Annotated in this window: 21 protein-coding genes and 1 tRNA gene; 14 read left to right on the top strand and 8 right to left on the bottom strand. The window is 60.8% G+C overall.

Annotated elements, in window-relative coordinates; genetic code table 11:
• Positions 1-82: 82 nt before the first annotated feature.
• The 9 genes from thrS to ACZ9H4_RS30895 all read left to right on the top strand — a co-directional run bounded on the left by thrS (position 83) and on the right by ACZ9H4_RS30895 (position 8,264).
• A complete protein-coding gene (thrS, locus tag ACZ9H4_RS30935) occupies positions 83-1,990 on the top strand; it encodes a threonine--tRNA ligase (RefSeq protein ID WP_476122408.1) in 1,908 nt (635 codons plus the stop codon).
• 50 nt (positions 1,991-2,040) lie between these two features.
• Entirely contained in the window at positions 2,041-2,565 is a 525-nt protein-coding gene (infC, locus tag ACZ9H4_RS30930; protein ID WP_075643546.1) for a translation initiation factor IF-3, read from the top strand.
• A 261-nt stretch (positions 2,566-2,826) separates the two neighbouring features.
• On the top strand, positions 2,827-3,024 hold the full coding sequence (rpmI, locus tag ACZ9H4_RS30925; RefSeq protein ID WP_006052501.1) for a 50S ribosomal protein L35: 198 nt from the start codon (positions 2,827-2,829) through the stop codon (positions 3,022-3,024).
• A gap of 29 nt (positions 3,025-3,053) precedes the next feature.
• Positions 3,054-3,413 (top strand): 50S ribosomal protein L20, encoded by a 360-nt coding sequence (gene rplT, locus ACZ9H4_RS30920; RefSeq protein WP_006052502.1) that lies wholly within the window; start codon positions 3,054-3,056, stop codon positions 3,411-3,413.
• A gap of 157 nt (positions 3,414-3,570) precedes the next feature.
• Complete coding sequence (gene pheS / locus ACZ9H4_RS30915) at positions 3,571-4,584, top strand: phenylalanine--tRNA ligase subunit alpha (RefSeq protein WP_168663730.1); 1,014 nt, start codon at positions 3,571-3,573, stop codon at positions 4,582-4,584.
• 162 nt (positions 4,585-4,746) lie between these two features.
• Positions 4,747-7,182, top strand: a complete 2,436-nt coding sequence (gene pheT / locus ACZ9H4_RS30910) for a phenylalanine--tRNA ligase subunit beta (protein ID WP_476122407.1) — start codon at positions 4,747-4,749, stop codon at positions 7,180-7,182.
• A gap of 69 nt (positions 7,183-7,251) precedes the next feature.
• Positions 7,252-7,662, top strand: a complete 411-nt coding sequence (locus tag ACZ9H4_RS30905; protein ID WP_075301562.1) for an integration host factor subunit alpha — start codon at positions 7,252-7,254, stop codon at positions 7,660-7,662.
• Positions 7,663-7,707: 45 nt separating this feature from the next.
• Positions 7,708-8,124, top strand: coding sequence for a MerR family transcriptional regulator (locus ACZ9H4_RS30900; protein WP_408145046.1), 417 nt, complete (start codon positions 7,708-7,710; stop codon positions 8,122-8,124).
• Positions 8,125-8,187: 63 nt separating this feature from the next.
• Positions 8,188-8,264: transfer RNA gene (locus tag ACZ9H4_RS30895), tRNA-Pro, on the top strand.
• Positions 8,265-8,814: 550 nt separating this feature from the next.
• Here the strand turns inward: ACZ9H4_RS30895 and ACZ9H4_RS30890 are convergent.
• The 5 genes from ACZ9H4_RS30890 to ACZ9H4_RS30870 form a co-directional block, all read right to left on the bottom strand.
• Entirely contained in the window at positions 8,815-9,729 is a 915-nt protein-coding gene (locus ACZ9H4_RS30890; RefSeq protein ID WP_476122406.1) for an ABC transporter substrate-binding protein, read from the bottom strand.
• Positions 9,730-9,788: 59 nt separating this feature from the next.
• Positions 9,789-10,289 carry a flavin reductase family protein gene (locus tag ACZ9H4_RS30885; protein WP_476122405.1) on the bottom strand — a complete coding sequence of 167 codons (501 nt, stop codon included), beginning with the start codon at positions 10,287-10,289 and terminating at the stop codon, positions 9,789-9,791.
• Between the two features lie 72 nt (positions 10,290-10,361).
• A complete protein-coding gene (locus ACZ9H4_RS30880) occupies positions 10,362-11,684 on the bottom strand; it encodes an LLM class flavin-dependent oxidoreductase (RefSeq protein ID WP_476122404.1) in 1,323 nt (440 codons plus the stop codon).
• A 49-nt stretch (positions 11,685-11,733) separates the two neighbouring features.
• Positions 11,734-12,507: an amino acid ABC transporter ATP-binding protein gene (locus ACZ9H4_RS30875; protein ID WP_408145080.1), complete on the bottom strand. Its 774-nt coding sequence runs from the start codon at positions 12,505-12,507 to the stop codon at positions 11,734-11,736.
• Positions 12,508-12,533: 26 nt separating this feature from the next.
• Positions 12,534-13,448 carry an amino acid ABC transporter permease gene (locus ACZ9H4_RS30870; RefSeq protein WP_408145082.1) on the bottom strand — a complete coding sequence of 305 codons (915 nt, stop codon included), beginning with the start codon at positions 13,446-13,448 and terminating at the stop codon, positions 12,534-12,536.
• 213 nt (positions 13,449-13,661) lie between these two features.
• Between ACZ9H4_RS30870 and ACZ9H4_RS30865 the strand changes: the two genes are divergently transcribed.
• The 4 genes from ACZ9H4_RS30865 to serC all read left to right on the top strand — a co-directional run bounded on the left by ACZ9H4_RS30865 (position 13,662) and on the right by serC (position 17,588).
• Positions 13,662-14,591: a LysR substrate-binding domain-containing protein gene (locus ACZ9H4_RS30865; protein WP_408157532.1), complete on the top strand. Its 930-nt coding sequence runs from the start codon at positions 13,662-13,664 to the stop codon at positions 14,589-14,591.
• 352 nt (positions 14,592-14,943) lie between these two features.
• Positions 14,944-15,141, top strand: a complete 198-nt coding sequence (locus tag ACZ9H4_RS30860; RefSeq protein WP_408145086.1) for a hypothetical protein — start codon at positions 14,944-14,946, stop codon at positions 15,139-15,141.
• Between the two features lie 84 nt (positions 15,142-15,225).
• Positions 15,226-16,473, top strand: a complete 1,248-nt coding sequence (locus ACZ9H4_RS30855) for an ATP-grasp domain-containing protein (protein ID WP_476122403.1) — start codon at positions 15,226-15,228, stop codon at positions 16,471-16,473.
• A 20-nt stretch (positions 16,474-16,493) separates the two neighbouring features.
• Entirely contained in the window at positions 16,494-17,588 is a 1,095-nt protein-coding gene (gene serC, locus ACZ9H4_RS30850) for a 3-phosphoserine/phosphohydroxythreonine transaminase (protein ID WP_408145090.1), read from the top strand.
• 365 nt (positions 17,589-17,953) lie between these two features.
• Here the strand turns inward: serC and ACZ9H4_RS30845 are convergent, their stop codons facing one another.
• From ACZ9H4_RS30845 to ACZ9H4_RS30835, 3 genes are all read right to left on the bottom strand, one after another.
• Positions 17,954-19,093 (bottom strand): acyl-CoA dehydrogenase family protein, encoded by a 1,140-nt coding sequence (locus ACZ9H4_RS30845; protein ID WP_476122402.1) that lies wholly within the window; start codon positions 19,091-19,093, stop codon positions 17,954-17,956.
• A gap of 12 nt (positions 19,094-19,105) precedes the next feature.
• Positions 19,106-20,314, bottom strand: coding sequence for an acyl-CoA dehydrogenase family protein (locus ACZ9H4_RS30840; protein ID WP_408157538.1), 1,209 nt, complete (start codon positions 20,312-20,314; stop codon positions 19,106-19,108).
• An 80-nt stretch (positions 20,315-20,394) separates the two neighbouring features.
• Positions 20,395-22,521, bottom strand: coding sequence for a 3-hydroxyacyl-CoA dehydrogenase NAD-binding domain-containing protein (locus ACZ9H4_RS30835; RefSeq protein WP_476122401.1), 2,127 nt, complete (start codon positions 22,519-22,521; stop codon positions 20,395-20,397).
• 152 nt (positions 22,522-22,673) lie between these two features.
• Between ACZ9H4_RS30835 and ACZ9H4_RS30830 the strand changes: the two genes are divergently transcribed.
• Positions 22,674-23,582, top strand: a complete 909-nt coding sequence (locus ACZ9H4_RS30830; protein WP_408326341.1) for a LysR family transcriptional regulator — start codon at positions 22,674-22,676, stop codon at positions 23,580-23,582.
• The last annotated feature ends 14 nt before the right edge of the window (positions 23,583-23,596 follow it).

The raw sequence follows: 23,596 nt of genomic DNA, 5'->3' as shown, positions 1-23,596 counted from the left end.
CCCTCGAAAGCGGGGCCGCATTTTTTTTGGCTTTTTGACCTTGATGTATGTGCCGCCGCCGGTCGGCACCACGGAGAACGCAATGGTTTCGATACGTCTGCCTGACGGTTCTGTTCGACAGTACGAGCATCCGGTGACCGTCGCCGAAGTGGCCGCCTCGATCGGCCCCGGCCTCGCTAAGGCTGCGCTCGGCGGCAAGATCGACGGTGAACTGGTTGATACCTCCGCGCTGATCGATCGCGACGTGGCGCTCGCCATCGTCACTGAAAAAGACGCAGACGGTCTCGATATCATTCGTCACTCGGCGGCGCACTTGCTCGCGTATGCAGTGAAGGATCTGTATCCGGAAGCGCAGGTTACGATCGGCCCGGTCATCGACAACGGTTTCTACTACGACTTCGCGTACAACCGTCCCTTCACGCCGGAAGATCTCGAAAAGATCGAAAAGCGCATGCAGGAACTCGCGAAGAAAGACGAGCCGGTCTCGCGCCGCGTCGTATCGCGTGATGAGGCGATCGACTACTTCAAGAGCATTGGCGAGAAGTACAAGGCTGAGATCATCGAATCGATTCCGTCGACCGACGAGATCAAGCTGTACTCGCACGGCAGCTTCACCGATCTGTGTCGCGGCCCGCACGTGCCGTCCACGGGCAAGCTGAAAGTCTTCAAGCTGATGAAGGTCGCGGGCGCCTACTGGCGCGGCGATTCGAAGAACGAACAATTGCAGCGCATCTACGGTACGGCCTGGACCAAAAAGGAAGACCAGGAAGCGTATCTGCACATGCTCGAAGAGGCGGAGAAGCGCGATCACCGCAAGCTCGGCAAGCAGCTCGATCTGTTCCACATGCAAGACGAGTCGCCGGGCATGGTGTTCTGGCATCCGCGTGGCTGGACGCTGTGGCAGCAGGTCGAGCAATACATGCGCCGTCGCGTGAACGACGCCGGCTACCTCGAAATCAAGACGCCTATGATCATGGACCGTTCGCTGTGGGAAGCGTCGGGCCACTGGCAGAACTATCGTGAAAACATGTTCACGACGGAATCGGAAAAGCGCGACTACGCGATCAAGCCGATGAACTGCCCGGGTCACGTGCAGGTGTTCAACCACGGGTTGCGCTCGTATCGCGATCTGCCGCTGCGCTACGCGGAGTTCGGTTCGTGCCATCGCAACGAATCGTCGGGCGCGTTGCATGGCTTGATGCGTGTGCGTGGTTTCGTGCAGGACGACGCTCACATTTTCTGTACCGAAGACCAGTTCATCAGCGAATCGATCGCGTTCAACACGCTGGCGATGAGCGTCTACAAGGATTTCGGTTTCGACAACGTCGAGATCAAGCTGTCGCTGCGCCCGGACGCGCGCGCTGGCACGGACGAAACGTGGGATCGCGCGGAGCAAGGCCTGCGCGAGGCGCTGACGGCCTGCGGCGTGACGTGGGAGGAGTTGCCGGGCGAGGGCGCGTTCTACGGCCCGAAGGTCGAGTACCACATCAAGGACGCGCTCGGCCGCTCGTGGCAATGTGGCACGTTGCAGCTCGATATGGTGCTGCCGGAGCGCCTCGGTGCCGAATACGTCGCAGAAGACAACAGCCGCCGCCGCCCGATCATGCTGCACCGGGCAATCGTCGGATCGATGGAGCGTTTTCTCGGGATTCTGATCGAGCACCATGCCGGTGCAATGCCTTCATGGCTCGCGCCGATGCAGGTTGTCGTGATGAATATCGCGGAAAATCAGACCGAATATGCGCAGTCGCTAGCCCAATCGTTGCAAAAACAAGGGGTTAGAGTTGAGGCCGATTTGCGCAACGAGAAGATTAGCTATAAAATACGCGAGCACACGCTGGAAAAGGTCCCGTACCTGCTCGTGGTCGGCGACAAAGAGCGTGAAGCCCAAACGGTAGCCGTGCGTGCCCGTGGTGGTGTCGATCTGGGCGTGATGCCCCTCGATGCCTTCATTGAGCGTCTGCGCCAGGACGTGCAGTCGTTCAATTGAGCCACTTGGTAGGCCGGCTCGTTTTTTTTAATTTTTAGAGGAAACGTAACATCGCTACTGATAAGTCTGCGCACCGCATCAACGGTGAAATTACGGCACCCGAGGTGCGTCTGGTCGGCGTCGAGAACGAACCGCTCGGCATCGTGAAACTCGCTGATGCGTTCCGCATGTCGGAACAGCAAGACGTGGATCTGGTCGAAATCGCGCCGCAAGCGGTTCCGCCGGTTTGCCGCTTGATGGACTACGGCAAGTTCAAGTACTCGGAAGCGAAGAAACAACACGAGGCCAAGCTCAAGCAGAAGGTCGTCCAGGTCAAGGAAGTCAAATTCCGTCCGGGCACCGACGACGGCGATTACAACGTCAAGCTGCGCAACCTCATCCGCTTCCTCGATGACGGCGACAAGACGAAAATCACGTTACGTTTCCGTGGCCGCGAAATGGCTCACCAGGAAATCGGTATGCGCATGCTCGAGCGCCTGCGCACGGACCTCGACGAAGTCGGTCAGGTCGAGCAGATGCCGAAAATGGAAGGGCGCCAGATGATCATGGTGCTCGCTCCGAAGAAAAAGAAGTAAGTGGCTGGAGTGGCGGCGCGCCACGTGGTGCGTGCTCCGGTGGCTATAAGTTTGAATTGAAGTTTGAAACGATGCGGTGCCGGGTGTCCGGCGCGGTGTCGGCAGGTTTCGGAGCGGCGTGCATGCAAGTGCGCGCCGATTCCTGAAAAGCGGCCGCCGGCGGTGTTGGCGGTCTGCATACCAAGTGGAATGGGTTTCGAAGGGCGGGTGATGGCCATCTGGCCGACCGCACACCCATATCCATCTAATAATGGAGTTGTCATGCCGAAGATGAAGACCAAGAAGAGTGCTGCAAAGCGCTTCGTGGTGCGTCCGGGCGGTACCGTCAAGCGCGGTCAGGCCTTCAAGCGCCACATTCTTACCAAGAAGACCACCAAGAACAAACGCCATTTGCGCGGTTCGACGGCAGTTCATGATTCCGATCTGAACTCCGTGCGCGCAATGTTGCCGTTCGCTTAACCCTTAACCGACACTCATAGGAGCAAGACATGCCTCGAGTAAAACGTGGGGTTACCGCACGGGCCCGCCACAAGAAGATCATCAAGCTGGCCAAGGGTTACCGCGGCCGTCGCAATAACGTCTATCGCATCGCCAAGCAGGCGGTCATGCGCGCAGGCCAATACGCCTACCGCGATCGCCGCAACAAGAAGCGTGTGTTCCGTGCATTGTGGATCACGCGTATCAACGCGGCGGTGCGTCAGCACGACATGACGTACAGCGTGTTCATCAACGGCCTGAAGAAGGCTTCGATCGAACTCGACCGCAAGGTGCTGGCCGACATGGCTGTGTTCGACAAGGCTGCTTTTGCTGCGATCGTTCAGCAGGTGAAAGCCGCCGTTGCAGCCTGATTGCGCTTCTGGCAATTAACACTGCGTGGTTCGTTGCAGCGAATATCCGGTAGTCTCGGTGACGTTGCAGCAAAAACGGGGCTCCTCACCGAGCCCCGTTTTTGTTGGTAGAACCAGTTTGCTTCGATTGAACACTGACGTTGAAATGATGGGATCAATGGATCTGGACCAGATTGTCGCCGACGCGCAAAAAGCCTTCGCAGAAGCCTCCGACGTCACCACCCTCGAGAACGAGAAAGCGCGCTTTCTCGGCAAATCGGGTGCGCTGACCGAGCTGTTGAAGGGCCTTGGCAAACTCGATCCCGAAACGCGCAAGACCGAAGGCGCACGGATCAACCTCGTCAAGCAGCAAGTGGAAGCCGCGTTGACGGCCCGCCGTCAGGCGCTGGCCGACGCGCTGCTGAATCAGCGCCTCGCCGCTGAAGCCATCGACGTCACGCTGCCCGGCCGCGGCACCGCTGCAGGCAGCCTGCACCCGGTGATGCGCACATGGGAGCGCGTTGAACAGATTTTCCGTACGATCGGATTCGACGTGGCCGACGGCCCCGAGATCGAAACCGACTGGTACAACTTCACCTCGCTGAACAGCCCGGAAAACCATCCGGCGCGTTCGATGCAGGACACTTTCTACGTCGACGGCAAAGACGCCGACGGTCGCCAGCTGCTGTTGCGCACGCATACGAGCCCGATGCAGGTGCGCTACGCGCGCACCAACACACCGCCGATCAAGGTCATCGTGCCGGGGCGTACGTATCGCGTGGACAGCGACGCGACGCATTCGCCGATGTTCAACCAGGTCGAAGGCCTGTGGATCGACGAGAACATCAGCTTCGCGGACCTGAAGGGCGTCTACACCGACTTCCTGAAGAAATTTTTCGAGCGTGACGACATTCTCGTGCGCTTCCGTCCGTCGTATTTTCCGTTCACCGAACCGTCGGCCGAAATCGACATGCTGTTCGAAACGGGCAAGAACGCCGGCAAGTGGCTCGAAATTTCGGGCTCGGGCCAGGTTCATCCCACGGTGATCCGCAACATGGGCCTCGACCCGGAGCGCTACATCGGCTTTGCTTTCGGCAGCGGCCTCGAGCGGCTCACGATGTTGCGTTACGGCGTGCAAGACCTGCGTCTGTTCTTCGAAAACGACCTGCGTTTCCTGCGTCAATTCGCCTGAACCGGCGCGTACGAACGCGACAAGCATAGAGCGCGGCATCGCACCTCGTGCATGCCGCCAGCGTCCCCGGCGGGGCGTTGCGAGTGAAACGGGTACGAATCCCGAGTCACGCGAAGCCCCTGCCGGACGTGGACCTAACCTGATCAGAACGTACACAGAACCATGCAATTCCCGGAATCCTGGCTGAGAACCTTTGTCGATCCGCAACTGACGACCGACGAACTGTCGCACGCGTTGACGATGGCCGGTCTCGAAGTCGAAGACCTGCGGCCGGCCGCGCCGCCGACCTCGAAGATCGTCGTCGGCCAGGTGCTGGAAGTTGTCAAGCACCCGGACGCGGACAAGCTCAACGTGTGTCAGGTCGACGCCGGCACCGGCGCGACGCTGAACATCGTGTGCGGTGCGCCGAACGTGGCGCCGGGCATCAAGGTGCCGGTTGCGCTGGTGGGTGCGCAACTGCCGCCGGCTGAAGAGGGCGGCGCGCCGTTTGCGATCAAGCTCTCGAAGCTGCGCGGCGTGCAAAGCGAAGGCATGCTGTGCTCCGCACGTGAGCTGAAACTTTCGGAAGATCATAGCGGCCTGATGATCCTGCCGGAAGCGACGCCGATCGGCCAGGACATCCGCGAAACGCTGAACCTCGATGACACCGTTTTCGAGATCAAGCTGACGCCGAACAAGGCGGACTGCCTGTCGGTGTTCGGCGTGGCGCGCGAGACGTCGGCAATCACCGGCGCGCCGTTGCGCCCGTTGGACATCAAGCCGGTCGACGTCAAGCTCAACGAAACGTTGCCGGTCAAAATCTCCGCGCCCGATCTGTGCGGCCGTTTCTCCGGCCGCGTGATTCGCGGCGTGAACGCGCGCGCGAAGTCGCCGCACTGGATGGTCGAGCGCCTCGAGCGTTCGGGCCAGCGCAGCATCTCCGCGCTCGTCGACATCTCGAACTATGTGATGCTCGAACTGGGCCGTCCGTCGCACGTGTTCGATCTCGACAAGATCCACGGCGGCATGGACGTGCGTTGGGGCCGCAAGGGCGAAACGCTCAAACTGCTGAACGGCAACACCGTCGAGCTCGATGAAACCGTTGGCGTGATCGCCGACGAGCAGCACATCGAAAGTCTCGCGGGCATCATGGGCGGCGACAGCACGGCCGTTACGCTCGACACCACCAACATCTATCTCGAGGCCGCGTTCTGGTGGCCCGATAGCATTCGCGGCCGCTCGCGCAAGTACAACTTCTCGACCGATGCGGGCCATCGTTTCGAGCGCGGCGTCGACTATGCGACCACGGTCGATCATATCGAGCGCATCACGCAACTGATCCTCGATATCTGCGGCGGCGAGGCTGGTCCGGTCGACGACCAGATCGTCAACGTGCCGAAGCGCGAGCCCGTGAAAATGCGTGTGTCGCGTGCAAACCGCATCATCGGCGTGCAGATCGACGCGGAAGAAATCGCGCAGATTTTCACGCGCCTCGGCCTCTCGTTCGAGCGCGACGGCGATACCTTCGCGGTGATGCCGCCGTCGTACCGCTTCGATATCGAAATCGAAGAAGACCTGATCGAAGAAGTCGCGCGCATCTACGGCTTCGAAAAGATTCCGGCACGCCCGCCGGTCGCGACCAGCGAAATGCTCCCGACCAACGAAACGCAGCGCTCGATCCACGTGATCCGTCACGCGCTCGCCGCGCGCGATTACGCTGAAACGGTGAACTTCAGTTTCGTCGACGCCGAGTGGGAGCAGGATTTCGCCGGCAACGACAAGCCGGTTCGTCTGCTTAATCCGATCGCGAGCCAGTTATCGGTGATGCGCACGACGCTGTTCGGCAGCCTCATCAACGTGCTGCGCACGAACCTGAATCGCCGCGCGGCGGATCGCGTGCGCGTGTTCGAAGCCGGCCGTGTGTTCCTGCACGATCCGTCGATCAAGGCGGGTGAGCTGACGGTCGAAGGTTTCGCGCAACCGAAGATGATCGGCGCACTCGCGTACGGTTCCGCGCTCGACGAGCAGTGGGGCGCGCCGACGCGCACGGTGGATTACTTCGACATGAAGGGCGATCTGGAAGCGCTGGTGGCGCCGGCGGTGGCGCGTTTCGTGAAAGCGGAGCATCCGGCTTTGCATCCGGGACGCAGCGCGCGTGTCGAAGTAAATGGCCGCGCAGTGGGTTGGATCGGCGAATTGCATCCGCGCTGGATGCAGAAATACGATTTGCCGCATGCGCCGATTCTGTTTGAAATCGAAGCGGAAGCATTAATGCAGCGCGTATTGCCGACTCCCGCGGAAGTATCTAAATTCCCGCCGGTGCGTCGCGATATCGCGGTGGTCGTCGATCAAAAAATCGAGGTCCAGGCGCTGCTCGACGAGCTCCAGAAAGCCCAGTCCGAACCCGCTTGCAAGAGCGTTCAGAAGGTTGCGCTTTTCGACGAATTTCGTCCAAAATCAAACACTTCCGGTGGCTTGGCCGCTCACGAGAAAAGCCTTGCGTTCCGTGTGACCTTGCAAGATACTGGCGGAACCCTTCAGGATGAAACGGTCGATCTGGCCATTCAAACTCTGGTGGAACGTCTGGCTCGAGTATATGGCGCACGGTTGCGCGGATAACCCGCATTTAACAATTGCACGGCTGTTTCCGCATCCTTTGTCTTTTGCTTGGCGCGCCATTTGATAGATATGAATGAAATGAACTCGAGTGATTTCGAAGCCCTTCTTACGGCGCAACGCAGCGCCATGATTCGCGATATTCCGACATCACCCGCCGTCGTTTCGACTGAAACGCCGACGCTCACCAAAGCGGAGCTTGCCGAGTTGCTGTTCGACAATGTCGGGCTCAACAAGCGGGAAGCGAAAGACATGGTCGAAGCGTTCTTCGAGGTGATTCGCGATGCGCTGGAGAGTGGCGACAGTGTGAAGCTGTCGGGGTTCGGCAACTTTCAGTTGCGTGACAAGCCCCAGCGTCCCGGCAGAAACCCGAAGACCGGCGAGGCGATTCCAATCGCCGCGCGTCGCGTTGTGACGTTCCATGCAAGTCAAAAGCTGAAGGCGCTGGTTGAGAACGGCGCTGAAGCGAGCTTCGCGCGCTGATTGACTCGCGCGCTCATGCGCAACCACTACGACGGCTAACTGACGATGACAGCGACGATCGAAAAAGTCGTCTTGCCTCCGATTCCGGCGAAGCGCTACTTCACGATCGGTGAGGTCAGCGAACTATGCGGTGTGAAACCGCATGTGTTGCGTTACTGGGAGCAGGAGTTCACGCAGTTGAGGCCGGTCAAGCGGCGCGGCAATCGTCGCTACTATCAGCATCATGAGGTGCTGTTGATCCGGCGGATTCGTGAGTTGTTGTACGAGCAGGGCTTCACGATCAACGGCGCGCGCAACCGGCTCGATTCGCACGGCGGCGGCGCGCATGGTGCACCGCCTGAATCGGTCGAGGAAGGCGAGGGCGCAGTCGCCGCGCAGGCGCCTGCGGTTGCGACAGCCGCGGTGGACGTCGAACAGTTGCGCAAGGAATTGCTGCACGTGATCGATTTGTTGAAGCATTAGGTCACTTTGTTCGTACGAAGCGGTTCTAATCGAATGAAGTGTCTGTTATAATTTTGTGCTGTTCGGGGCGTAGCGCAGCCTGGTAGCGTACCTGCATGGGGTGCAGGTGGTCGGAGGTTCAAATCCTCTCGCCCCGACCAATGAAATCAAGGCCTTACAAGCAATGCTTGTGAGGCCTTTTTCGTTTGGGTTGGAATTTGCCCCCACGTTTGCCCCCACAAAACGGACGGCTCTCGCGGGAACAAAGCGGAATTTTCCACGGGGCGAGACGGTGCCCGAATCCGTACTCAGGTTGTGGCGTTTCGCTTGGTCGCACACAATTTACGCGCTATTCGGGGATGGTGAACAAAGCGTCAAGGGGGCGGCGGAACGGAGCACCGCATCGCTGCCCCCTGAGGCAAGTGCATGGGGCGATCGACTTGGCCTTACGGTCCTCAACCGGAATACACCGGACACCCACCAGAAATGCAAAGAACCGGTCGCGATGACCGGCTTTCTGTTTGATGTTTGGTACCGTGAGGGATTCGAACCTGCGACCAACGGATGACGGTCCTACATTGATTCTCCCGTACTTGCCTTGCGACCGGTAGACGTCAGTCAAGGCATGTCAAGAGCACGCGCGTGCCTGGGTGGCGGCGCAGAGCAGGAAGAAACAAAGGCCGTAGGTTGGCTCGCTTCCCGCCTGGGCCTTCACATCTGCGGATCGTTGACGGGGAAGGTGGGGCGTCCGTCCTTCGCCGACAGCCCCCACTTCTGCATCACACTTTGATAGAACCCTTGCTTCTGCAGCTTGATCAGGGCTTGCTGGAACGCATGAGCGAGCCGCTTGCCGTTCTCGTCGACGCCAAAGCCGATTCCGTACGACGAGAGGTCGTAGTAATACACCGCCTGGTACTTGTCTGGAAACTTCTTGATGTTGTAGTTCGCAGCGGGCGAGTCGACCCACACGGCCTGGCTTGCTTCGTTGGTCAGCGACATCAGTGTCATGTTGGTGTCCGGATAGGTGGCGATCGAGATCGCTTTCTTACCGTCCGCTACGCATTTGTTGCTCACTTCATTGGCCCGTTGCATCGGCGCCGTGCCGCGCGGCAGCGCGATCTGCATCCCACATAGATCATCGAGCGACTTGAGCGTCATCTGTCGCTTAGGCGAGGCGACGATCGTCTGGCCGACGTTTAAGTAGTCGATGAACGTCACTTTGCTATGGCGCGAGGGAAAATCGCCAAGCGACAGCAGCACATCGAAGCGGTTCGCCGCGAGGCCCGGAATCAACGAATCGAACGATGCCTGCACAAACTTGATTTTCAGCCCCAGCACTTTAGCTGCGGCAGAGATCAGATCGGGCGCGAAACCCGCCACATCGCCGTCTTCGTCGATGAACTTGACGGGCGCGATCTCCGGATTGACCGCAACCGTGATCGGTTGCTTCTGACGATAGAACTCCGGCACGAGCGCGAAAAGCGCGGGGTTGGCGGTGATCGCGTCAAGATTCGCCGCGTCTTCGGCGAAAGCGGGTGACACGACGCACGGTGCAACGCTCAGACAGAGCACGGCGACAACGGTGAGTCGCGCAACGATCCGGGTGAAACGGACGGACTTGGTCATGATGTGGGGATGATTCGAATAGGGTTGACCGGACTAAAGCGTATGTTCTGCTGTGACGCTCATCGCGCTTGCATCGCCGCGGCCGCGAAATGACGCTGATGCCACAACAGACAGTGCGCGGACGGATCGTCGTGCGTTGATGAATCGGTGATCTCGCCGATAAAGATCGTATGCGAATACCCGTTGTGCGTCGCGATGACTTTGCAATCGAGAGAGACGATACTGCCGGTCAGCAACGGCGCGCCACTCTTGCCCGCTGTCCATTGCGCCGGATCGAAACGGGACGGCCCTTTCTCGCTGGCAAAGCGTTGCGCGACGTTCTTCTGATCGGCGGACAGCAGATTGACGGCAAATATCTTCGCGCCCAGGATCACGTCGTGTGCGCTCGCGCTTCGGTTCACGCAGACGAGCACCGTCGGCGGATCGGCTGAAAGACTGCACACCGATGTCGCGATCAGGCCGAACGGCGTGCCGTTCGTAGCGGTCGTGATGACCGTGACGCCGTTGGTGAAGCGCGCCATCGCATTGCGGAAATTTTGGTCGGTCGTGTCGGTGCTCATGTGAAACGCCTCGCGTCAGAAAGGCACCGCTCGTTGGCAAGCGGTGCACGATACTCTTTTAGTCGCTGAAATCTAGTCGCCAAAGTGCAGGGGCTGCAGTCCGAGATTGCCCCTCAGCGTGCTCGCCTCGTACTCGGTGCGGAACAGTCCGCGCTTGCGCAACTCGGGAAGGATGTATTGCGTCAGGTCGTCGATACCTTGGGGCAGCGTCGCCGGGCAGATATTGAAGCCATCGGCGGCGCCGGCCCGGAACCACTTTTCCATTTCGTCGACGATGTCTTCCGCGGTACCGACGATTTGCCAGTTATTGCCCGAGGCCACGCGCTTGTACATCTGGCGGATCGTCAGGTTTTCCCTGTGCGCCAGCGCCAGCAGATTCTCCGCGATACTGCGCACACGCTGATTGCCGACATCGGGCACCGGGCCGTCGAGATCGTATTCGGACAGATCGCCGAGCACGCCGTACAGAATGGCCAGTCCGCTAAGCGGATCGATCAGGTTTTGCAGTTGATCAAACTTGTCCTGCGCTTCGCCGCGCGTCTTGCCGACATACAGTGTGACGCCGGGCATGATCAAAAGTTGATCCGGCCTGCGGCCGTATTTCGCAAGGCGGCCTTTGAGATCGTCGTAATAGGCCTTAGCGCCTTCCATGCCGCTTGCATTGCTATAAACGACATCGGCATAGCGTGCGGCAAGCCCGCGTCCGGCTTCGGCGGCACCGGCTTGCACGATGATTGGACGGCCTTGCGGCGTGCGGGCGGAGTTCAGCGGGCCGCGCACCTTGAAGTGCTTGCCCTTGTGATCCGGCACGTGCAGCTTGGCCTCGTCATAGAAGACACCGCTCGCCTTGTCACGGATAAACGCGTCGTCTTCCCAGCTATCCCACAGCTTCCTGACCACTTCGACGAACTCGTCCGCGCGCTCATAACGCTCTTCATAGCCGAGATGCTCGTCGCGGCTGAAATTCCACGCTTCCTGCTGCGACCACGACGTGACGACGTTCCAGCCCGCGCGACCGCCGCTGATATGGTCGATCGACGCATACTTACGTGCGATATGGAAAGGCTCGTTGTACGTCGTCGAAGCCGTCGCGACGAGGCCGATATGCGACGTGCACGCGCCGATCGCCGCCAGCAAGGTCAGTGGTTCGAGTTCGGCATTCTTTGCGTCGCGGGCGAGCGATCCTTTAGGCGTATCGTTTGCACGGATGCCGATTCCGTCGGCAAAAAAAATCATGTCGAGTTTTGCCTCTTCGGCTTTCTTTGCAGTACGAAGGAAATAATTGAAATCGATGGCGCCTGCAGTCGGCACATCCGGATGCCGCCATGCGGCCATGTGATAACCCAGATAGCGCATCGACAGGCCAATTCTGATCTTTCCGTCTGTAGCAGTCATTTTTACAATCCCGATCGAAGTTTCCAAAACACCGATTAACCGTCATGCGCTAGGTGCGCAGGCTCGAAAGAAAGCGTTTGCAGCGTTCGGTTCCACCACCGTCGAAGATGTAAGCCGGTGTTCCCTCATCGACGATGCGGCCGGCGTCCATCAACACCACGCGGCTCGCCACCTTGCGCGCGAATTCCATCTCGTGCGTGACGACGATCATCGTGGTGCCCGCGAGCGCCAGTTCCTTGATCACGTTGAGCACTTCGTTGACGAGTTCCGGATCGAGCGCACTGGTCGGCTCGTCGAACAGCATCACCTCGGGTTCCATCGCGAGTGCGCGTGCAATCGCGACGCGCTGCTTCTGTCCGCCGGACAGTTCGGCCGGGTAGTGGTGCATTCGGTCCGCGAGTCCAACGCGCGAGAGCAGATACTTGCCGCGCTCCATCACGTCGCGCTTGCGCTTGCGCCCGACGATGCACGGGCCGGCCAGCACGTTGTCGAGTGCCGAATAGTGCGGGAATAGATGGAAACCCTGAAAGACCATGCCGAAGTAACGGCGTTGCTGGTCGAGCGCTTTCTTCGGCAGGCGTACGCAGCGCGTACCGCGCATTTCCGTGCCGAGCACTTCGCCTTTGAAGGTGATGCTGCCTGCGTCGATCAACTCGAGCATATTGATGCAGCGTAGCAGTGTGCTCTTGCCCGAACCGGACGGCCCGATCATCGCGACGACTTCGCCTTTGGACAGCGAGAAGTCCACGGCATCCAGCGCGGTGAAGTCGCCAAACTGCTTCGTGACGGCGCGCATGTCCAGGAAGCGTGTCGTGTCGTTCATTGCCGATGTGTCCTTGAGGATCCCGTTCACGTCCGCACCCCTTTCCTGAAGTGACGTTCCAGCAGACTCTGCGCCGCCATTGCGAGACTCGTCAGCGCCAGATACCAGATGCAGGCGACGGTCAGCAGCGGAATCGTTTCGAAGTTGGTCGCGTAGATCAGTTGCACGGTTGTCAGGAGTTCGACATATCCGATGACCGTGACGAGCGACGTGTTCTTGAACATCGTGATCAGCTCGTTGGCGAGCGGCGGAATGATGATGCGCACCGCTTGCGGCATGACTACATGCCACATCGTGCGGAAATCGCTCATGCCGATCGCCTTGCAGGCTTCGCGCTGGCCGCGATCGACGGCCGAGACGCCGCCGCGAAAAATTTCCGCGCTATAGCCGCCGAGGTACATCGCAAGACCGATCACGGCCGCGCTGAAGCGCGAGATGATCTGGTTGGTGTCGATGTCGAACAGATTCGCGTGAAGGAACGGCAGCGGCAGATAGAGCCGCGGGATTAGCGCCGACAGGAAGAACAGGAACAGCAGCATCGCAAGCGGCGGCGTCGCGCGGATGATCCAGATGTACACGTAACCGGCGGCGCGCAGCACTGCGTTGTCCGCCATCCGGCAGGCGGCGATCACGACCCCAAAACACAGGCCAAGCGCGCTCGACAACGCGGTCAGGATCAGCGTATTCCCTAGTCCCTTCATCACGCGCTTGTTGAACAGGTAATGGGCGACGATGTCCCATTGCCAGCGCGGGTTGTCGACGACCAGTTCGACGAACAGTATGACGACGACAAGCAGCATGGCGTACCAGAACCAGTCGGATCTCTTCGGGCGCGCGTGAATGCGCAAGCCCGCAGGCTGCTGCACGCCGGCCTTGCACACTGCGCCATTTTGCCTGCGGGCGAGCGGCGTCTCCGTGAAAAACGCTGCGGGGTCCTGCATGTCTTCTCGAGCTTCAATGTCCACTGGCCTGTCCTCGTGAAGCAGTCGTTTTGAAAGGCGCGCAATGCGTCGATGAAGCGACTATAGGCAGGCAAAACTATTACATCCAGTACAATTTTGTTCGTTTGATCGTACTCTATGTAATGCCCTAGGATTGCTGCACGGTGGCTTTCAACACCACCGCGTTGCGCCAATAATCGGGGAGACAGGCTCGTGGCCAGGCTCAATGCCAAGCAGATGGAAGTGTTCGTCGCGGTGATGACGCACGGCTCGATCACCGCCGCCGGACAGCGCCTTAACGTATCGCAACCGGCCGTGAGCCGGATGATCGAGCGCTTCGAGCAGGAGGCCGGTTTCGTCGCTTTCGAGCGGCGCCGAGGCAAGCTGGTGCCGACGCCAGAAGCGGAAATTTTCTTCGCCGAAGTCACGCAGGTATATCGCGGCCTCGATTATCTGAACGAAGTGGCGAGAGAAATCGGCACCACGCGGCGCGGCTATTTGCGCGTCGGCGTATTCCCCGCATTCGCCGAGGGCTGGATCACTGAGCGCATCACACGCTATGTCGCGGGGCGTGAGGAACTGCTGACGTCGCTGGAGCCGATGTCGACCGATAGCGTGATCGAAGCCGTGTCGCGGCAGACCATCGATCTCGGCATCGCGCTGCGCGCATCGGATCGCGAGGGTTTGCGCAGCGAGGAAATCACCAGTTCGGAGATCGTCTGCATTCTGCCCAAAGGGCACCGCCTGACTGGACGACCTGTGTTGCAGCCGACCGATCTGTCCGGCGAAGACTTCATTTCGATGGCAGCCAAGGTGAAGGCGCGCACTTCGATCGATGCGGTGTTCGATTCGAGCGGCGTCGAGCGACGCATTCGTGCGGAGACCCCGTGGGCATCGACGGTCTGCCATATGGTGGCGCATGGTCTGGGCGTCGGGCTCGTGATCCGCGAGTCGGCGCTCGAGTTCGCGCATCTCGGCTATCACATCGCCGCGTTCAAGCCGCGCATCGACTATCGCGCGTATCTGATTACGTCGACCGCTCGACCGTTGTCTACGGCGGCAAAAGGGTTTCGCGACATGCTGCTGCTCGAATTCAACCAGGCAAAGAAAACACCGCGGGCGTCGAAGCGCTGGCCGACCTGACAAAAAAGCCATGGCCCCGCGTCAACAGGACGATGGGCTCACAGATGCTGCGCAGGAACGCAAATACGCGAACGCCGATAAGCGAAGCTGGTTAGTCGCTCAGCGCCGGATTGCTGAAGCTCAGGCTGCCGATTTCGACGTCTCTTACTGGAATCCTGCTTTCAATGGCCTATGTTATGGCCTTCGATGAGCTTGCTCAAAAGCCTCTGAATAGAGGCCCAATCGCCCCTCTGTTCCCTCGTTTCGGCTCAGCTTCTGGCTCGTATCATGAGTTGCACAATGGAATCAAAGCAGCTTGCCAGACACGTTGCGGATTACAAACACCTGCTGTTCATATCGAAGGAAGAGATGCATGTCATTTGAAAACCGACGCGCCGGCTCGGCCAGGTTGTGCCTCGTGGTCAACAAGTCGAGTGCCGCCGCCGTTCCCCCGGAGCGTGAAGCAACGACGGGCGAGCGGATGCCACAAAGATGGTTCGACGAAGAGGTCGGTTACATCGGCGAAACGCCGGCGGGTGCCCGCGTCTCGACTCACGGTCACCGTCAATGACCTGGACGGACTTCATCTAAATCAACACCGGCAAACGGATTCTTTTGCGGCCGGGGGTTTTCACTCCACTGAAATGCGCGATCCATGAATACTGTTCGAACTCAAGCAACGGGTGATGCCGGCCATCCATGGATGCATCAGCCACTCGGACTGGCTACGTTGCTCCGCGCAGCGACCGCTGGAAACGATCTGACGCCGCTGGGCGAATTGCTGCTTGAGCACGTAAAGCGCCATGACGACCCATACGCTCTACTAGACTTGTCGCTCGTGCTCCAACTGAAATACCAGAAGGCGGCTGCTCTCGCGGTCCAACAGCAAGCGTTTCAAATCACCAGGCGTTATCGGCTAAAAAGCGCCCAGACGACACAGTCTCCCTTGAAGGTGCTCGTACTCAAGGCGCCGGGCGATCTGATGGCGAACACGCCTCTTGAATGTCTGCTTGAAAACGCCGACCTTCAGTTAGAAGTCCTGTATGCCGATGCGCGGCCCCTGGTGGACGCCGAGTTACCCGAGCACGACGTTATCTTCGTGGCGGCGTGTGCGTCAGATGAAACCGCCGGCGTTCTCGCCCAAATTACGTCGCTGACCAGCGGGGCGGCCTGCCGCATACTAAACCGGTCCGAGCATGTTGCGAAGACAATGCGCGACTCCGCCTATGCTCTGCTGGGCGCTGCCCCCGGTATCTGTATGGCCCACACGGTGCGCCTGTCCCGCGAGCAGGTCAATGAAGCGGCTGCGGGTGCGTTCAAGCTATCCGATGTGCTGGACGGAAACTATCCATTCATCATCCGCCCGATAGGATCGCACGCCGGACAAGGACTTGCAAAGGTGTCTGACGAACAGGAGCTCGGCCGTTACATGGCAGAGTCGGATGCCACGGAATATTACATGGCGCCCTTCGTCGACTACAGTAGCGCCGACGGCCTGTTTCGGAAATACCGGATCGTGATAATCGAGGGGAAGCCATTCGTGTGCCATATGGGCATATCGAGAGAATGGATGGTTCACTACCCTTACGCGGAAATGTTGGCCCATCCCGATCGGCGAGACGAAGAAGCGCGCCTGATGGCGAGCTTTGACGCCGAGTTTGCGTTACGTCACCGCGAGGCATTTCACAACATCGCCAAATTGACCGGTCTCGACTACGTAGGATTCGATTGCGCCGAAACGAACGATGGCCGACTGCTCATATTCGAGATAGCGACGGGTATGGTCGTGCATGACATGGACGACCCGGACATCTTTCCTTACAAGGCCCCTCAAATTCGGCGGGTCGCTGACGCCTTTCATGACATGCTGCGCCGCGCGGCGTCGAACTCGGATCAAATCTAACTTCTGGCCATGGAGGCATAGTGAAGTCCAATGCTTTGAATTTTTCCGGTGGTCCCGGAGCGCTCCCCGAAACGGTCCTGGAGCAGACGCGCGTCGCGATCGACGCGTTGCCGGAAACTGGCATTTCCGTACTCGGCATGAGCCATCGTTCAGAGTGGTTCCGCTCGATACTGAACGAAGCCGAATTGAATTTGCGCGTTCTGCTTGGCATCTCCGACGACTACGCCATTACTTTCCAGCAGGGAGGAAGTAGTCTGCAGTTCGCGATGGTCCCGATGAACTTTGCCGGGGAAGGATTCGCGCCGCCCGAATATGTGACGTCCGGCTACTGGAGCGGGCGGGCGACATCGGAGGCTGCAAAGGTCACCAGGACAAAAGTTGCATGGGACGGCCGCGCGACGGGCTACCGCCAATTGCCCAATCTCGATCAACTGGATATCTCCAGCTCCGCCGCTTATCTGCACTATGTGTCGAACGAGACCGTGGAAGGCTTGCAATTCCCGGTTTGCGAAGCGGCGACGCAGGTACCGCTGATTGCGGACATGTCGTCCGATTTTCTGTCGAAGCCCATCCGGCCGGACGCCTATTCGATGATCTATGCCCATGCCCAGAAGAATCTGGGGCCGGCCGGGGTGACGGTAGCGGTAATCAAGCGTTCGCTTCTTGAACGCGTCCCCGATGGTTTGCCGGCAATCCTCGATTTTCGCACTCATGTATCGCATGGTTCCAACTACAACACGCCGCCCGTGTTTGCGATCTATGTGCTGACGTTGATTACGCGCTGGCTGCGCTTCGATGTTGGCGGTCTGCACGCGATGCAAAGCATTAATGAAAGAAAGGCGCGACGGCTATATGACACGCTGGACGCCCTGGAGGGGGGCGTGACGATTCACGCGGACAGGCGCTGGCGTTCGCAGATGAACGTGGCTTTCACGTTCGGCGATTCGCGGCTCGACGATGCGTTTATCGAGGTGGCTCGTGAGCGGGGCATCATTGGACTGGAAGGGCACCGTTCAATTGGCGGTTTGCGGGCGTCTCTTTACAACGCCGTGACAGAGCAGGCCGTGAACATTCTGGCAAATGCACTAACGGAATTCAGTCTGGAACGGGCTTGAACAGCAAGAGCTCTTCTCACGTCAACCTGGAGTGCGATTCGAACGCGTGAATGACGGCGGCACTCCCTGAAAGCTGCCTTCGAGGTAGCCGCCGGGTCGAACGGCAGAAGCGGGTCGCAAGTACGCGTTCGTCGATGTCACAGCAGCCGTCCGCGATTGCCGCTGTCGGACGACCGTTATGCTGGGATGAGGGGGCATGCCAGCGTCAACATGCGGGCAGATATCTGATCCTCTCGCCCCGGCCAAAGAAATCAAGGCCTCACAAGCATTGCTTGTGAGGCCTTTTTTGGATGCGTCGTCGTTAGCAAAAAAAGTCGCGCATACCGTGCGCGCCCCCTGACGCATCTCTCACACGGCCACAACCCTCACTCCGCCCCCAGCGCCACAAACCTCTCAAGATGATGATCCTCATCCCCCAGCTGATGATCGATCATCACGAGGCGCTTCGCATAATGAGCGAGCGGCAGTTCCCACGTCATACCGATCCCGCCATGCAGCTGAATGCATTCCTCGGCAACTAGCGCGCCGATCCTGCCGATGCTGTACTTCGCCGCCGATAGCGCACGCTCGCGCCCCCGGCGCTCGCCGTCAAGTGCGGCGGCCGCATTGATCACCGCCGAGCGCGCCTGTTCGATTTCGAGCAGCAAATCGGCCATCCGATGCTGCAACGCCTGGAAGCTGCCGATCGGCACGCCGAACTGCTTGCGCGTGCGCAGATAGTCGAGCGTGTGGTCCTTCGCGACATCCATCGCGCCGACTGCTTCCGAGCACAACGCGAGTACGCCGCAACCAATCGCGTATTCGAGTATCTCGAAGCCTTCACCTGCCACGCCGAGCACCGCATCGTCGCCGAGCGTGACGTTGTCGAACGTGACTTCGGCTGCGCGCCCGCCATCGATCTTGCGATAGCCGCGCACGCTGACGCCCGCCGCGTCGCGAGGCACCAGAAAGAGCGAAATGCCATCTTCCGCATCGTCGGCGCCGCTCGTGCGTGCCGATACGAGAAACACAGAAGCGTGTTCGCCGTGCTGCACCACCGCTTTCGCACCATTCACTTGCCACGCGCCGTGGCCATCGCCGCCGCGCTGCGCGCGCGTCGTCACGCGGGCCAGCTCGTAGTGAGAATCCGGTTCGCCGTGCGCCAGCGCGACGATCCGCGAGCCGTCGATCAACTCGCCGAGCATGGCTTGCTGCGCATCGTTGCCGCTTTTCGCGACGGCCCGGCCGACGATCAGCGTATCGAGAAACGGCTCGACCACGAGGCCCCGGCCGAGGCTCTCGAACACGACGGCGATGTCGAAGCCGCCGCCGCCGTAACCGCCGTTCACTTCATCGAACAGCGCGCCGATCATGCCGAGTTCCGCAAAACGGCCCCACAGTTCCGTACTGAAACCTTGCGCCGAGCACGCGATCCGGTCGCGCGTCTCGAAGCCATATTGTTCGCTGACGAAACGGTTCAACGTATCCGCCAGCATGCGGCGGTCTTCGGTGTGCTGGAAGTTCATGACGTGTGCCTCTTACAGTCCCAGGATCATTTTGGAAATGATGTTCTTCTGGATTTCATTCGAACCGCCGAAGATCGACAGCTTGCGATTGTTGAAGTAAAGCGAAGCAGCACTCGCGGCTTCGTCGGGGCCGACCGGCACGCCGTCGAACCCATCGTGCAGCGCTTCCTCGACGAACGGCTGCGCGTACGCGCCCATCGCACGACGCGTGAGCGACGAGATTTCCTGACGGATCTCGGTGCCGCGAATCTTCAGCATCGAACTTTCCGCGCCGGGCACGCCGCCGCCCGCCACTGCCGCGATGACGCGCAGGTTGGTGGTCTTCATGTTCTCCAGATCGATCTCGACGCGCGCCATGCGCGCCGCGAACGCGGGATCTTGCGCGAGAGGCTTGCCGTTGCGCAGCTGCTTCGCGGCGATCTTGCGCAGCCGGTTGAACGCGGCCACCGAGAAGCCGACGCCCGCGATATTCGTGCGCTCATAGGTGAGCAGATATTTCGCATAGGTCCAGCCCTTGTTCTCTTCGCCGACGAGGTTCGCAGCCGGCACGCGCACGTCGGTGAAAAACACTTCGTTGACTTCGTGCTCGCCGTCGAGCGTGATGATCGGACGCACTTCGACGCCCGGCGTGTTCATGTCGATCAGCAGGAAACTGATGCCTTCCTGTTTGCGCACATCGGTCGCGGTGCGCACGAGGCAGAAGATCATGTTCGCGTAATGGCCGAGCGTGGTCCACGTCTTCTGGCCGTTGACGATGTAGTGCTCACCTTGCGCATCCGAGCCGCGTACCGCCGTGGTCTTCACCGACGCGAGATCCGAGCCCGCGCCCGGCTCCGAGTAGCCCTGGCACCACCAGTCGGAGCCATCGAGAATACGCGGCAGCCAGTATTGCTTCTGCGCTTCGCTGCCGTATCTGATCAGCACCGGTCCGAGCATGTTGACGCCGAATGGCACCACGCGCGGCGCGCCGGCCAGCGCGCATTCGTTTTCGAAGATGAACTTCTGCACCGCGTTCCAGCCGGGGCCGCCGTGTGCCTTCGGCCAGTGATTGGCGAGCCAGCCTTGCGCATTCAGAATCGCGTGCCATTCGGCCATGTCGTCGCGCGTGAGGCGGCGCCCGCCGTGCACCTTGTCGGCGAGGCGTTGCGGAAGGCGGTCGCGCAGGAAGGCCTGCACGTCGGCGCGGAAGGCTTCTTCTTCAGGGGTGAAGTTCAGGTCCATGGCGGGTTGTTCCGTAGAGATTGAGCGAGCCGGTGCGGCGAGTATGGCACCGGCCCGCCTGCGTCGAATGACAGGCCGGCTCAAGCCGACTGATTCAGGCTCGCGAAATCGGCGCCGCGTTCCACGAGGTCGATCAGAAGCGGCGACGCTCGCCAGAACAGCGGGTCTTCTTTAGCGAACTCGCGGATGTCGGCAAGAATCTTCGGCAGACCGACCATGTCCGCGTATTTCATCGGACCGCCGCGATAGCGTGGAAAACCGTAGCCGTACAGGAAGGTCACGTCGATATCCAAAGGCCGCAGCGCGATGCCTTCGTGCACGACGTTGGCGCCTTCGTTGATCATCGCGGCCATGTAGCGGCGCACGATCTCCTCGTCGGTGAAGGTGCGCGGCGTGATGCCGGCGCGCACGCGCTCAGCGTCGATGATCGCTTCGACTTCCGGATCGGGCGTGCCGCTGCGCGATCCTTCGGGGTACAGATAAAAGCCACGGCCAGTCTTTTGACCGAACCAGCCCCGCTCGCACAGGCGGTCGGCGATCTGCACGTAGCGCGCGGCGGGGTTGCGGGTGGCCGCGCGCCGCTTGCGCGTGGCCCAGCCGATGTCGCCGCCCGCGAGGTCGACCACCTGGAACGGGCCCATCGGAAAGCCGAACGCACGCACCGCGGCGTCGATCTGATACGGCGACGCGCCGTCTTCCATCATCGCGTCGGCGGCGCTGCGGTATACGGCGAGCACGCGGTTGCCGATGAAGCCGTCGCACACGCCCGCGCGCACCGGCGTCTTGCGCAGCTTCTTCGCAAGCTCGAACGCGGTGGCGACCACGTCGGCGCTGACCTGCTTCGGCACCACCACCTCCAGCAGCTTCATGATGTTGGCAGGCGAGAAGAAGTGCAGGCCGATGACGTCGGCGGGACGCGAGATGCTGGCCGCGAGCGCGTCGATATCGAGATAGGACGTGTTGGTCGCGAGCACCGCGCCCGCTTTGCACACGCGATCGAGTTCGGCGAACACGGCCTGTTTCACCGCGAGGTCTTCGAACACGGCTTCGATCACGAGGTCGGCGCCGGCGAGCGCATCGTATGACGTGCTGCCGCTCCAGCGCGTCATGATCTGCGCCTTCTGCTCCGCGCTCAGACGGCCCTTGGCGATCAGGCCGTCGTAGACTTTTTCGATGTGTGCGCGACCGCGCGCGAGCGACGCATCGTCACGTTCGATCATCGTCACCGGCAGACCCGCGTCAAGCACCGCGACCGCGATGCCCGCGCCCATCGTGCCGCCGCCCACCACGCCGATCGCATCGAGCGCGCGCGGTTTCGCGTCGCGCGTCTCGGGCGCCTTCAGCACTTCGCGCTCGGCAAAGAACGCGTGAATCAGGCCGGCGCGCTGCGGGCTGTCGATACATTGCAGGAACAGTTTGCGTTCGAGTCGCAGGCCGTCGTCGAAGGGCTGGTCGATTGCCGCCTCGACTGCCTCGACGATTTTCAGCGGTGAGAACAGGCCGCGCGACTTCTTCGCGGTGTCCGCGCGCGCCGTCGCGACGGCTGCGAGGCTCGCGGCGCGATCGGCGAGTGCCCTGGCGTCGCGCGTGCGGCGTACCGGCGCGTGCGCGGCCAGCAGTTCGTGCGTGTACGCGAGCCCTTCGGCGAGGATGTCGCCGCTGCTGCCGACCCGGTCGACGAGACCCATTGCGAGCGCTTCCTTCGCGCCCGCATGCCGGCCGCTGAGGATCAGATCGAGCGCGGCGGCCGCGCCGATCAGGCGCGGTGTGCGTTGCGTTCCGCCCGCGCCCGGCAGCAGACCGAGCTGCACTTCGGGCAGGCCGAGCTTCGCGCCGTCCACCGCGATCCGGTAGTGCGCGGCGAGCGCCACTTCGAGGCCGCCGCCGAGCGCCGCGCCATGAATCGCGGCGACGACCGGCTTCGTGCACGCTTCGATTCGGTTGCACACGTCGGGCAGCGACGGCGGCACCGGCGGCTTGCCGAACTCGCGAATATCCGCACCGGCGATGAAATTACGCCCCGCGCCGACTATCAGCACGGCTTCAATGGACTTGTCGGCATCCGCCGCTTCGATTGCGGTGAGCAGGCCGCGCCGCACGTCGGCGGACAGCGCGTTGACCGGTGCATGGTCGATGGTCACGAGCAGCACCTTGCCGCGCAATTCGCGCATGACGAGGTTGGCGTCGGCCGAAGGGTTGAGGGTCATGGTGTCGTCTCCTGACTGTTATCGGGGCATTGGGGGCATTTGGGGGCATGCCGGGTCTGGCGAATTGTCCCGATTGTGGAGTGGTCAAGGTTCATTGACAATCGCATGGACGATTGACAGACTGTCAAAATTATTTTGACAAAGGCGCCGTGATGGACGTCAACTCCCTGACCTTGCTGGTGGACATTCTCGACGCCGGCAACCTGAGCGAAGCCGCGCGCCGGCTGAAAATGAGCCGCGCGAACGTGAGTTATCACCTGAATCAACTGGAGCGCTCGATCGGGCTGCAACTGGTCAGACGCACCACGCGCCGGGTCGAGCCGACCGAAATCGGGTTGCAGCTATACGAACATGGCCGCACGATCCAGAACGCGCTGCTCGCCGCGCGCGAGTCGGTCGCGACGCTCGGGCAGAGCCTGCAGGGGCGTGTGCGGCTCAGCGTGCCGAGCGGCTACGGCCAGCTCGTGATGTCCGACTGGCTGATCGCGTTCAAGCGGCTTTATCCCGGCATCGTGCTGGACGTGATGTTCGAGAACCGCGTCGAGGACCTGATGCGCGACGAAGTCGATATCGCCGTGCGGGTCATGTCGGAGCCGCCGCAAAATCTGGTCGCGCGCGACATGGGGCCGGTGAGCTACGTCGCGTGCGCCTCGCCGGCGTTCGCGCAAGCGCACGGCATGCCCGCGAAACTGGACGATCTGCGCACCGCGCCGCTTATCACGGCGGCCGTGGTCGGCAGACAATTGCGCGTCGCCGCTTATCTGCGCGACGAGCGGCACGAGGTGCTGCTGGAGCCGGCGATCATCTCCGAGAACTTTCTGTTTCTGCGTCAGGCGGTGCTCGCCGGTTTGGGCGTGGGACTCGTGCCCGACTACGTCGTGCAGGACGATCTGAAACGCGGCGACGTAGTGACCGCGCTCGACGAGTGGCGCCTGAGCATCTTCGGCACGCACATGTACATGCTTTACATGCCGAACCGGCATCACACGCGCGCAGCCGCGACTTTTATCGAGTTCGTCTTGCAGCAGGCGCGTGGCACGGGGCGTGGCGTGGTGGCGTGATCACCCGCGTGTTG

The sequence above is a fragment of the Paraburkholderia sp. TE9906 genome (genome assembly GCF_056279605.1).
This window is presented reverse-complemented; position numbering and strand designations above follow the sequence as displayed.